This window comes from Mesorhizobium sp. ES1-1 (assembly GCF_020164785.1).
In the GTDB taxonomy this organism is placed as follows: Bacteria; Pseudomonadota; Alphaproteobacteria; order Rhizobiales; family Rhizobiaceae; genus Mesorhizobium.
The window spans coordinates 321823-333304 of the sequence record NZ_JAIUGX010000004.1 but is presented as its reverse complement, the minus strand read 5'-3'; the positions used below and the strand labels follow the sequence as shown (position 1 = coordinate 333304).

At 62.3% G+C, this 11482-nt stretch carries 11 protein-coding genes; 2 read left to right on the top strand and 9 right to left on the bottom strand.

Going from position 1 to position 11482, the window contains the following annotated elements; all coding sequences use genetic code 11:
* Position 1 precedes the first annotated feature (1 nt).
* Complete coding sequence (locus tag LB513_RS09365) at positions 2–742, bottom strand: pyridoxine 5'-phosphate synthase (RefSeq protein WP_224663193.1); 741 nt, start codon at positions 740–742, stop codon at positions 2–4.
* A 111-nt stretch (positions 743–853) separates the two neighbouring features.
* Here LB513_RS09365 and LB513_RS09360 point away from each other — a divergent pair, with 111 nt between their 5' ends.
* A complete protein-coding gene (locus LB513_RS09360) occupies positions 854–1261 on the top strand; it encodes an STAS/SEC14 domain-containing protein (RefSeq protein WP_224663192.1) in 408 nt (135 codons plus the stop codon).
* 7 nt (positions 1262–1268) lie between these two features.
* Here LB513_RS09360 and LB513_RS09355 read toward each other — a convergent pair whose 3' ends face one another.
* Positions 1269–2396, bottom strand: coding sequence for an ATP-dependent RecD-like DNA helicase (locus LB513_RS09355; protein ID WP_224663191.1), 1128 nt, complete (start codon positions 2394–2396; stop codon positions 1269–1271).
* 375 nt (positions 2397–2771) lie between these two features.
* On the opposite strand from LB513_RS09355, the gene LB513_RS09350 reads away from it, so the two are divergent.
* The gene (locus tag LB513_RS09350; protein WP_224663190.1) at positions 2772–3875 is read left to right on the top strand and encodes a hypothetical protein; all 1104 of its coding nucleotides are present in this window, start codon (positions 2772–2774) and stop codon (positions 3873–3875) included.
* A gap of 73 nt (positions 3876–3948) precedes the next feature.
* Here the strand turns inward: LB513_RS09350 and LB513_RS09345 are convergent, their stop codons facing one another.
* The 7 genes from LB513_RS09345 to LB513_RS09315 form a co-directional block, all read right to left on the bottom strand.
* On the bottom strand, positions 3949–4344 hold the full coding sequence (locus tag LB513_RS09345; RefSeq protein ID WP_224663189.1) for a nitrile hydratase accessory protein: 396 nt from the start codon (positions 4342–4344) through the stop codon (positions 3949–3951).
* A complete protein-coding gene (gene nthB / locus LB513_RS09340) occupies positions 4331–4990 on the bottom strand; it encodes a nitrile hydratase subunit beta (protein WP_224663188.1) in 660 nt (219 codons plus the stop codon). Before nthB ends, LB513_RS09345 begins: the two co-directional genes overlap by 14 nt.
* A complete protein-coding gene (gene nthA, locus LB513_RS09335) occupies positions 4987–5610 on the bottom strand; it encodes a nitrile hydratase subunit alpha (protein ID WP_224663187.1) in 624 nt (207 codons plus the stop codon). Before nthA ends, nthB begins: the two co-directional genes overlap by 4 nt.
* Before the next feature lie 68 nt (positions 5611–5678).
* On the bottom strand, positions 5679–8837 hold the full coding sequence (locus LB513_RS09330; protein ID WP_224663186.1) for an efflux RND transporter permease subunit: 3159 nt from the start codon (positions 8835–8837) through the stop codon (positions 5679–5681).
* Positions 8834–10090, bottom strand: a complete 1257-nt coding sequence (locus LB513_RS09325) for an efflux RND transporter periplasmic adaptor subunit (protein ID WP_224663185.1) — start codon at positions 10088–10090, stop codon at positions 8834–8836. The genes LB513_RS09330 and LB513_RS09325 overlap by 4 nt, the downstream gene beginning before the upstream one ends.
* A gap of 216 nt (positions 10091–10306) precedes the next feature.
* A complete protein-coding gene (locus LB513_RS09320) occupies positions 10307–10777 on the bottom strand; it encodes a nucleoside deaminase (protein WP_224663184.1) in 471 nt (156 codons plus the stop codon).
* Between the two features lie 87 nt (positions 10778–10864).
* A complete protein-coding gene (locus LB513_RS09315; RefSeq protein WP_224663183.1) occupies positions 10865–11461 on the bottom strand; it encodes a LysE family translocator in 597 nt (198 codons plus the stop codon).
* Between the last annotated feature and the right edge of the window lie 21 nt (positions 11462–11482).

The window sequence follows — 11482 nt, the reverse complement described above, 5'->3', positions numbered from 1 at the left end:
GCTACCATCCGCAAGCCTTGAGAAACCTGCCCACGGTAGCGGCCATGCCATACTCCAAGGCGTCCGCTGTCAACCCATGGCCGATCGAGACTTCGGCCAGAGCCGGAATGCGTCTGGCAAGCGGAGGGATGTTGCTCACCACAAGGTCGTGACCGGCGTTGACCTGAAGACCGGCGGCGATGGCGGCCTCCGCGGTTTTAGCCAGGCTTTCCAGTTCCCTGAGCGCTTTGGCGGAATCTGAATGATAGCCGCCGTAAGGACCCGTGTAGAGCTCTATCCTGTCGGCGCCGGTGTCGCGCGCTGCCGTTACGCCGAGAGGATCGGCATCGGAAAACAGCGATACGCGAAAGCCTCCCTTCTTCAGCCGCCTGACGATAGGCGTCAGGAACGCGGACTGGCCGGCGAAATCCCAGCCATGATCCGACGTCGCCTGCGCCGGGTCGTCGGGCACCAGCGTCACCTGTTCCGGCTGGTGCTTTTCCACAAGCGCGAGGAAATCCTCCGTAGGGTACCCTTCGATGTTGAATTCGGCCTTCGGAAACTCATCGTCGATCAGGGCCCGGATCTCGGGCAGATCCGAATGGCGGGTGTGCCGCTCGTCGGGCCGCGGATGCACTGTCAGCCCATGCGCCCCGGCCGCCAGCGCGATGCGGCCAAGGCCGGTCACGCTCGGCCATGGCAGGTCGCGCCGGTTGCGCAGCATGGCCACGGCATTGAGATTGACGGAGAGCTTGGCTGGCATGTGGAGAGCCTCGGAGATCATTCGACGCGCCACCTTAATGGGTTTGGCGGGAACAGACAGGGGGTTTCGGGTGTTCCAGCCATGACGACGATATGCTGAAAGGAACCGCACATGAATTTTCTGGATTCCATGCCGGCGATACGCCGTATCGAGACCAGCCGTGACGATCTGTTCGCCATCGACGTCGTCGGCCATGTTTCCTCCGCGGACGCGGAAAACCTGTTCGGCCTCTTGGAAGCAGCCTACGCGCTGCACCCCAGGATCGATGTCCTGGTGCGGCTGATCAATCATGATGGGGTCGATTGGGCAGATGTCGCGAGCGAAACTTTGAAACAAGGCGAGGCCAACGCCAAGCAGCATGTCGCGCGCTGCGCATCGGTCGGTGAACCCAATTGGATACCGGATGTGCAAGGCTGGTTTAGCGCGCCGATCCCGATAGAGCTCCGGCATTTCAAGGCCGAGGACGAGCAGGACGCCTGGCAGTGGCTTGGCGCCACGCCCATCGACGAGCCCGTGTGACGACCGACTATCTCACGATGGTCAGTCGTTCGGCCGCCCGGGTGATGGCGGTGTAAAGCCAGCGCTGCCGGGTCTCCTTGAAGGCCCAGCTTTCGTCGAACAGCACGATCTCGTTCCACTGCGAGCCCTGCGCCTTGTGCACCGTCAGCGCGTAGCCATAGTCGAAATCGTCGAAGCGCTTCTTCTGTTGCCACGGAATGTCTGCGTCTGGGTCTTCGAACGCCGCCTTCAGCAGCTTGATCTTGGCGACACCGCGATCCGGATCGTCTTCTTCCGGCGCCACCAGCAGGTTGATGCCGGGCTTCACCGTCTCGCGCGACGAGGTCATCACCTTCCACAACGAGCCGTTGAGCAGACCCTTGGCCGGATCGTTGCGCAGGCAGACCAGCTTGTCGCCGGCCTGTGGGTAGTCGGCGTTGAACCCCTTGAGCTCGCGCAGGCGGTGGTTGTAGCGGCGCCGCGTGCGGTTGGTGCCGACAAGCACCTGGTCGGCCTTCAACACAAGGTCCTGGTTGACGTCTTCCTTGCCGATCACCTGCGCCGTGCCATAGTCGCCGCGCATGAACTCACGGCCTTCGCGCACGTCCAGCGCCAGCCGCAGGATCGGGTTGTCGCGCGCCTGACGGTGGATTTCGGTGAGGAGTATGTCGGGTTCATGGTCGGTGAAGAAGCCGCCGCCCGAGATCGGCGGCAACTGGCCGGGATCGCCCAGCACCAGGATCGGCGTGCCGAAACTCATCAGGTCGCGGCCGAGCTGCTCGTCGACCATCGAGCATTCGTCGATGACCACAAGTTTTGCCCGCGAGATCGGGCTTTGCCGGTTGAGCGAGAAGGTCGGCGACATCGAGGTCTTGCCGGTGACCTCGTCCTCCACCGATTCCTCGCCCTTGGGCCGGTAGATCAGCGAATGGATGGTGCGGGCATTGACCGCGCCCTTGGAACGCAGAACCTGCGCCGCCTTGCCGGTGAAGGCGGCGAACTGCACCTGACCGTCGACATGTTCGGCGAAATAGCGCGCCAGCGTGGTCTTGCCGGTGCCGGCATAGCCGAACAGCCGGAACAGTTGCGGCTGGCCGACCTTGAGCCAGCGAGCAACCGCCTGCAACGCCTCATCCTGCTGGGGGGAGAATTCCATCGGCTCGACAGACCGGATTCGCAAGGGAAAGACAAGGAGCCGCCACCATCGTGGATGGCCGCGTGAGGGCCGTAGGCCAATCAGGGTATCAGGTGGATGTCAGAACGTAAAGAGAACATGTCGACTGACGAATTTGGAATTGAGCGCCTAACTCCCGACTGCCGGCCCGGACCTCGTAAGGATTCGCATACAAGCTGGTCTTCCGAAATTCAAGTGGAGGAAAGCTGTTTCCTACCTCCGTAGGATTGCAAGCGGCAACTGCCCGGAAATGCCACAATGACATACATATAATTCCTGATGATGGAATGCGGAAGCACAATCCTGAACAGACATATTCTCGCCTATGCGGTGGCTTTCACATGTCTGGCGGTCTTGGTGACCGGCACTGCAAATGCCGATGAAGTGCCTTTCTTCGCCAACAGCAATGTTCCTGATTACTCGGCATGGATGAACGTGTGGCGGGGGCACGGCAGGCCGCAACCTTATTCGCGCTCAGTCGTGCATCATAACGGTTTGACGCATGTCGAAGAGACTAATGATGGACGGAGCGAGATCTACTATGGAAATTTCTTCGGTAACGTCGTCCTACAGGCGGAGAAAAACGCCGCCGGAGACTTCACTTCGTTCCGCGTCAACACGACTGCAACGCAAGGCGGCTACCTGGATTTACGCGGTTCCAGGCTGACGGTCGAGAGCGATAGTCAGGCTGGTGAACGTTGCAGATGGTGGGAGATCGTCCGGCAGTCCTTACAGGACAGGCAGCAGAGCGGACCGTTATGGTTCAGCTGTCTGTCCGGCGACGGCATCGAAGTCGCTACAAAAGTGTTGTTTTCCGACGGAACGCCAATGGCAAAAACGCAGTTGGTGAAACTGGTGAGAAGACCCGTCGCGGATTCTGAAGTGAACCCGCCGGCGATTCTCTTTGACCCTGGCTTCTGGCTGAAGCCGTTCCGTCAGTATTCCGCCAAGCCTGCTACCGCTGCGGACTTCGAAGCTTCGATGGTCGGACGAAACTCGGAAATCAAACTGTTGAGGCACTATCCCTGGCGATCTGAAGAGTTTCGCGGCAAGGACGGCTCCAGCCGTTTCATGGTTTGGAACGAACTCGAAAACCAAGGCATCCGCGTCTACTCTTCCAAAGGCCACCAGCACCTCGATGCCTCCCGTAGGCCGCTCAATCCCAAGTCTCCATGGGATAGCTTCGACCACACAACAGGTCGCGTCGACCTAAACAAATCTGAATCACTTGAAGAGAGCTGCGCCTGGTTCGACATGATGCCCAACGTGGCCGACGCTGGACGTAGGCAGTGTCTGACCGCGGACGGCATTCCGTTGCGGGACGTGATTACGTCCGGATGGGGAGGTGGTGAAACCTACGAGGCTGTCAGCATCAAGCGCCGCTCGGTCGATCTGAAGGAGATGATCGCGCCTTTGGAATTGCTCGATCCATCGAAATGGGGCTTTTCTGTTGCGAACTGACCAGCCGTCCGTTGCAGCTATGCCTGACCCCTCGTAGGCCAATTGACACCGAGACAGGACCGACAATCGGATCCTATGGTCGAACCGGTCTATCGGTTGAGCCGCTACGAGTTCCGGTCGGGCCGGGATCGTTCTCCAGCAGGATCGGCTTGCCATGCGGCGTGGCGTGAGCGGCGCGCTCCCAGGCCTGCGCCACCGCATCGACATCGGATTTGACAGCCAGTCCTTTCGAGGCCAGCAACCCTTCCAGCGCGGCCAGCCAGTGCTCGTAATAGTCGTGTCCGTCGGCGGCCGCGCCCGGCTTCTTGACCTCCGCCGACAGGGCACCGGCCCACTCGCTCCACGAAAACAGGCCCTTCTCGTGCAGCGCCACCGTCATTGCGAAAGCCTCGGCCTGCCAGGGCTCGGCGAAGACCGGCGCATCCACGCCTGGCGGCAATTCGGCGGCGGCGCCGTCACGCCGGCTCAAGATAGCTCTCCCAGGCGTCGATCGATACGGTCAGCGTCGGATCGGCGCCCTCGCCCCATATCTCGATGCCATCGAAGACCACCGTGTAAACCCATTGCGGGTTCTCACCCTCTCCATGCGCATTGGTGTCCGGAAAGACAAAGCCGCCACGCACGGCCTCGATGAGGCCCGGTCTGTCGCGCGCATAGCGCGGCAGCCTGGTGTGCCCGGTCGGATTGAAATTCTTCGTCCGCACATGCTGGCCGACCTTGAAACGTGCAGGCGTGACGACCGGCCGGTCGCAGGGACCGCCCTTGGCCAGCACAGCCGGCACAGTCTCCGCCTTCAGCACCCTTTTGGGCACCGTTGTCGGATCGAGCGCGTCACCTGCCGCGAGATCGCGTTCGCTGACGAAGCCGTGACGTTTGAGCAGCGTCTCCAGCGCCTTGATCCAGATCTCGTAATAGGAGGAGGCATAGTAATCGGCCGGATGCAGCGATTCCCGCGCGTGCCGGCTCTCATCAATGTTCCACGCGCCCATGGCGCCGGCGGTGAGCGTCACGCCGAGCGCACGCTTTTCCCACGCGGCGTGGAAAGTGGGTTCGTCTCTTTCCGGCGCCACGGGGCCGAAGCCCATCTGTCCGCCGAGATCCTGCGGCCCATTCATGCCGGCTGCCCAGCCTGTTCCGGTTCCTTGGCCAGCCCCGTGCCGATCATCGCGTCGCGGCTGACGAGGTCGGCCAGCCGCTCCTCGCTCCAGCCTTCGGTGCCAGCAGGCCGCATGGGCACGACGAGATAGCGCAGTTCCGCCGTCGAATCCCAGACGCGGATCTTCATGGTCGCCGGCAAGGCCAGTCCGAATTCCTCGAGCACGCCGCGCGGATCAATCACCGCGCGCGAGCGATAGGCCGGTGCCTTGTACCAGACCGGCGGCAGGCCGAGGACCGACCACGGATAACAGGAGCAAAGCGTGCAGACGACGAGATTATGCGTGTCCTTAGTGTTGAAAACCGCCTGCATGTGCTCGCCCTGGCGCCCGGAATAGCCGAGCGAGCCTATGGCGGCCGTGGCGTCACTTCTCAGCCAGTCGGCGAATGCCGGATCCGCCCACGCCTTGGCCACCACCCTGGCGCCGTTGCGCGGACCGACCTTTGTCTCATAGGTGTCGACGATAACATCGATCGCGGCCGGATCGATCAGTCCCTTCCGGGTCAGGATCGTTTCCAGCGCGCGGACCCGTGCCGCGAAGGGATCAAGCTCATTGTCGTGGTGATGATCGTGTGACATCGCGACAAATTACGGTCCCACTTGCGCCGCCGCAAGCGCAAGCCCTTGGACCAGTCGCCGGCGGTGGGCTATTCGGCGGCCGCCTGTTGCGGAGACATACTTTCCCGCGGCGTGAACAACGAGGGCTGGTCGCCATCTTCGACCTGGCTTGGCCCGCCTTTGCCTCTCGACCACAGTGCGAGCAGCCAGCCGGAGAAGATTTCCATGTAAACATAGATCACCGGTGTCACGAACAGCGTCAGCGCCTGCGACGCCACGAGGCCGCCCACCACCGCCACGCCGAGTGGCTGGCGCAATTCGGCGCTGGCGCCGGTGCCGAGCGCGATCGGAATGGTGCCCATCAGCGCCGCCAATGTCGTCATCATGATCGGGCGGAAACGCATGATGCAGGCCTTGCGGATGGACTCGATCGGCGACATCCCGTCGCGGCGCAATTCGAGCGCCACATCGATCATCATGATGCCGTTCTTCTTGACGATGCCGATCAGCATCAGGATGCCGATCACGGCGATCACCGACAGATCCATTCCCGCCAGCCGCAAGGCCACCAGTGCACCCAGGACCGCCGAAGGCAGTCCTGTCAGTATGGTCAGCGGGTGGATGAAGCTCTCGTAGAGGATGCCAAGCACGATATAGATGGTCAGGATGGCGCCGCCGATCAGCAGGCCCTGATTGGCGAGGGAATCCTCGAACGTCTTGGCCGTGCCGGCGAAGGTGGTCGAGATTTCCTTGGGCAGGCCAATCTTGTCCTTCAGCGCATTGATGTGGGTGACACTGTCGCCAAGGGCGACGCCCTGCGGCAGATTGTAGGAGATCGTCACCGCCGGCAGCTGGCCGAGCTGGTTGAGCGTCAGCGCGCCCGCGGTGCGATCGACGCGCGCGAAGGCGCCGAGCGGCACCAGGTTGCCGCTGGCTGTTCGAACCTGGATGGCCAGCATCCGTTCCGGCGACCAGGCGATCTTCGGATCGAGTTCCATGATCACCTCATAGCTGTCCGCCGAGCCGAAGATGGTCGAGACCTGCTGTGTGCCGAAACCGCCATAGAGGCTCGAACGCAATGTGTCGGTGTCGACGCCGAGCGTCGCGGCCTTGTCGCGATCGACCACGAGCGTTGCCTGCAAGGCGTTGTTCTGCAGGTCGTTGGTGACGTCGGTGAAAGCCGCGTGGTCCGTCGCCATCGCGTCCGACAGTTTTTGCGCCCAAGTGTCGGTCGCCTGCGTGTCCAGGCCCTGCACCACCAGCTGGTAGGCGCTGGCCGATGAGCGGGAGCCCAGCCGAAGGTTCTGGACCGGCTGCATGTAGGTCTCGATACCGGGCACATTCGCCAGTTGCTTGCGCAGGTCCGAGAGCACCTTGTCCATGTCCGGGCGCTGGTCCTGGTCTTTCAACTGCACATAGAGCTGGCCCTGGTTCAGCGCCCTTCCGCCCCCGCCGGCCGAATAGGCAACATGCGAGACATAGGGGGAGCGGGAAAAGACGTCAGCCACCTGCCCCTGCAGTTTGACCATGGCGTCGAAGGAAATGTCCTGTCGCGCGATGCTGGTCACCGAGATCTGGCCGATGTCTTCCTGCGGAAAGAAGCCCTTGGGCGAAATCTGGATCAGCCAGACGGAAGCCGCCGCCGTGGCGACGAAGACTAGGAACACCAGGAAGGTGTGGCGCAGACAGAAAGTCAGCATCCAGTCATAGCCGCGCAAGAAAAAGTTCTGCTTCTTGTCTGGATCGTGCGCGGCATCACGATCGGCTTTCGAGACCGACAGCAGCCTCGAGCACAGCATCGGCGTCAGCGTCAGCGAGACGAACATCGAGGCCAGGATGGCGACCGTCACGACCACGGCGAATTCGTTGAAGATGCGCCCGATGACGCCGCCCATCAGAAGCACGGGGATGAAGACGGCGACCAGCGATATCGAGATCGAGATGATGGTGAAGCCGATCTCGCGCGCGCCTTTGAGCGAAGCCTCGAAGGCCGACAGCCCGTCCTCCTCCATATGGCGGAAGATGTTCTCCAGCATGACGATGGCATCGTCGACCACAAGCCCGACCGCCAATGTCAGTCCCATCAGCGAGATGTTGTCGATCGAGAAGCCGCATAGGAACATTACGCCGAGCGTTGCGATCAGCGAGATGGGCACCGCCACCGCCGGGATGATCGTCGCCGTGACCCTGCGCAGGAATATAAAGATGACCATGATCACCAAACCGATGGTGAGCAGGAGCGTGAACTGAACGTCGTCGACGGCAGCCCGGATCGAGGTCGAGCGGTCGTTGAGCAGCTTGATGCTTGCCGCCGCCGGCATCTGGTCCTGGAAGGATGGCAGCATCGCCTTGACACGGTCGACGACGTCCACCGTGTTGGCGTCGGGCTGGCGTTGCACCGCCAGGATCACCGCCCGGGTGCCGTCATACCAGCTAGCCGTTGTCGTGGTTTCGACCGAATCGATGACGCGGGTGACCTCGCCCAACCGCACCGGATGTCCATTCTTCGTCGCGATGATGAGATCGGAGAAGCCCGCCGCGTTGTTGAGCTGCGTATTTGCGGTGATGGTCAATTGCTGCTGGTTGTTCTGTAGAACGCCGAGCGGCGTGTTGCTGTTGGCGGACGCGATGGCGGTCTGCAGCTGGTCGATCGAGATGCCGCGCGCCGCGAGCGCCGTCGGATCGATCTGGACGCGCACGGCGTATTTCTGCTGGCCGAAGATCGACACCTGCGCCACACCGTCGATCGTCGACAGCGATGGCGAGATGACATTCTCGGCGAAGGCATCGAGATCGGTCAACGGCACCGTATCGCTGACCAGTGACATCAGCAGGATCGGTGCATCGGCGGGATTGACCTTGCGATAGCTTGGAGGCGCGGTCATTTCCTGCGGCAGTTGGCGTTGCGTGCGCGCGATCGCCGCCTGCACGTCCGCCGCCGCCGCGTCGATGTCACGGTTGAGCACGAACTGGATGGCGATGGAGGTCGAGCCGAGCGAATTGGTGGTGGAGATGGAATCGATGCCGGCAATGGTGGCGAACTGCTTGATCAGCGGTGTGGCCACCGAAGTGGCCATGGTCTCAGGCGACGCGCCCGGCAGCGAGGCCGACACATTGACCACCGGGAACTCGGCGCTCGGCAACGCCGCGACCGGCAGGAACTTGTAGGCGAACAACCCTCCCAGCACGAGGGCGAACGACATCAGCAGCGTGGCAACCGGCCTGCGGATGCAGAATTCGGAGATCATTGCGATGCCCCGCCGGTGCCGGTCGCCGCAACTTTGGCAGCAGCTTGGCCGTCGCTTCCCGCGGCGGCTTTGCCTTCATGCACCGCCGCACCGTTCTTCAGCCTCGTCTGGCCCTCGACGACAACGCGCTCACCGCTGTTCAGTCCCTGGCTGATGGCGCTGTTCGAGCCTTCCGTCATCGCCACGCTCACCGGCCGCATCTCCACCGTGTTGTCCGGCTTGACCACATAGACGAACGGTCCCTTCTGGCTCGGTTGAACCGCTACCGTCGGAACCGATGTCATGTGCGGCATGGTGCCGGCTTGCAGGACGACATTCACATATTGTCCCGGCCAAAGCGAAAGATCGGCATTCGGCACGCTCGCCCGTGTCGCGATCGTGCCCGAAGCGGTGTCGACGCTGGAGTCGACGAAATCGAGCGTCCCCTTGCCGATGGGCGTCGGGCTCCCGTCAGTGGTCAGCGTCACTGCGCCTTGCACCGGCGCGGCCAGCGCCTTGTGCAGCAGCGCAAGATTGCTTTCGGGGAGATTGAAGTTGACCTGCAGCGGATCCATCTGCGTGATCGTCAGAAGCGGAGTGGCCGTGCTGCTGTTGCCGCTGCTGGTGGTGACGAGATCGCCCACGGCCACGCTGACCGCGCCCAATCTGCCGGAGATCGGCGCCGTGATCGTGGCGAAGCCGAGCTGGACGTTGTCGGCCTCGATCGTCGCCTTGTCGGCATCGACGGTCGCCGCGGCAGCCTTCTGTGCCGCTGCCGCCTGGTCGTATGTTTGTTGCGTGCCGGCCTGCTTGGCGACGAGATCCTTGGCGCGCTGAAGATCGGATTGGGAACTGGCCAGCATGGCCTGGTCCTTGGCCAGCGTTGCCTGATCCTTGGCCAATTGTGCTTTCAAGGCGCGATCATCCAGCGAAAAGAGAACGTCGCCCGCCTTGACCATTTGTCCGTCCTTTACGGCGATCGACACGATCTGGCTGGACACCCGCGCGTTGATGTTGACCACAGCGGGCGAGGAAACGAAGCCAATGGCATAGCGCCGGACCGGGAAATCAGCCGTCGATGCTACAGCGGAGAGGATCGACGTCGAACGCGACGTGCCCGCTGCCTGCTGGCCAGAGGCAGGCTTGTCGGATGCAACGGCCTGCTTCTGGCCGATGATTTGTTGCACTTCGCCAAGCAATGTCGGTGACAGATAGAGCGCCGCCGCGACGACACACGCCACCGCCAGCAGCGAAACGACGAATTTTCCACGCATCGAAAAGGCCTCTCCGTCCGACACGCCGCGGCAGGGTGGTCGTATTGCAGCGAAACACACGGCCGGTGCCGTGACTTCGTCGAATAGATAGCGCCCAGCTTTGTCCGAAAAGGGCCAAAAGACGGCATTACGAAGATTTAATGTGCACTGCACAATGGACGTGCGACCTGCCGGTGATCCGGACAGGCAGCCGTGCCGGACACCGCAGGTTTGGCTTTAAGCCTTGCCCAGATGCCTCGGCCAAAACGCCTGATGAAGTTCGGCGGCCTCGTCTTCAAGGATCGGGCCGATCACGGTGACGACGCGCGCGCCCGTTTCCAGGACCGCACGGCTGGGCACGTTCAACCCAATCCCGGCGATCTCGCCAAGCCGCGCTTCGGAGCAGGCAAACACCATGCGCCCGATGCCTGACCAGTAGATTGCGCCAGCGCACATCGCGCAGGGTTCGGTGCTCGTGTAGAGGGTGCAGCCAGCAAGAAAAGCCCGGTCGTAGTCCCGCGCCGCCAGCTTGACCAGGTTCAATTCGGCGTGGTTGGTCATATCATGCCCGGTGAAGACACTGTTCTCGGCGCGCAGGATGACCTCGCCGTCCTTCACCAGCACGGAGCCGAACGGCTCGTCGCCGCGCTCCATTGCCGATTTCGAGAGCGCAATCGCCTCGCGTAAGAACGGCTCGTGACTTTCCATCGGGGCCTCCCAAGAGGTACGGCGAGATATCTTGGCTGGAAGACAAGGGATTTCCAAGGGGCTGCGCCGAAGTCTTTGGGCCGGTCCTCAGCGCAACATCGGCCAAAGCGTCGCGGCCAGCATCACGCCCATCACGATGTTGAACCACTTCAACCGCACCGGGTCCGACAGGAATCCGCGCAGCGCCGTACCGAATCCCGCCCAGATCGAAACGCTTGGAAGGTTGACGGCAGCAAAGGCCATCGAGATCAGAGCCACCGAGATGAATGGGTGATCGGGGTTCGTGTAGACCGCCATGGCGGTGATCGCCATCACCCAGGCCTTGGGGTTGACCCACTGAAACGCCGCCGCCTCGATGAAGCGCATCGGCCGCGCATCCGCCTCACCCCTGCCGCTCAATGAGCGCGACATGGCGATCTTCCAGGCGAGATAGAGCAGATAGGCGCCGCCGGCGATCTTGAGCGCGTTGTGCAGCGCCGGGAACGCCGCCAGCACCGCCCCAAGCCCGAAGCCGACGGCGAGCAACAGGACCAGAAAGCCGATGCTGATGCCCAGCATGTGCGGCACCGTCCGGGCAATGCCGAAATTCACGCCGGAGGCCAGCAGCATGAGGTTGTTCGGCCCCGGCGTGATCGATGTCACAAAGGCGTAGACGAGCAGAGCAAGGAACGACTCGAGTGACACGATGTCCTCCCGGACAAAAAC

Bases quoted from the DNA above. Each gene is read 5' to 3' on its own strand.
- LB513_RS09360 (WP_224663192.1), top strand. From the start codon at position 854: ATGAATTTTCTGGATTCCATGCCGGCGATACGCCGTATCGAGACCAGC.
- nthB (WP_224663188.1), bottom strand. From the start codon at position 4,990: ATGAATGGGCCGCAGGATCTCGGCGGACAGATGGGCTTCGGCCCCGTG.
- LB513_RS09325 (WP_224663185.1), bottom strand. From the start codon at position 10,090: ATGCGTGGAAAATTCGTCGTTTCGCTGCTGGCGGTGGCGTGTGTCGTC.
- LB513_RS09320 (WP_224663184.1), bottom strand. From the start codon at position 10,777: ATGGAAAGTCACGAGCCGTTCTTACGCGAGGCGATTGCGCTCTCGAAA.
- LB513_RS09355 (WP_224663191.1), bottom strand. From the start codon at position 2,396: ATGGAATTCTCCCCCCAGCAGGATGAGGCGTTGCAGGCGGTTGCTCGC.
- LB513_RS09330 (WP_224663186.1), bottom strand. From the start codon at position 8,837: ATGATCTCCGAATTCTGCATCCGCAGGCCGGTTGCCACGCTGCTGATG.
- nthA (WP_224663187.1), bottom strand. From the start codon at position 5,610: ATGTCACACGATCATCACCACGACAATGAGCTTGATCCCTTCGCGGCA.
- LB513_RS09365 (WP_224663193.1), bottom strand. From the start codon at position 742: ATGCCAGCCAAGCTCTCCGTCAATCTCAATGCCGTGGCCATGCTGCGC.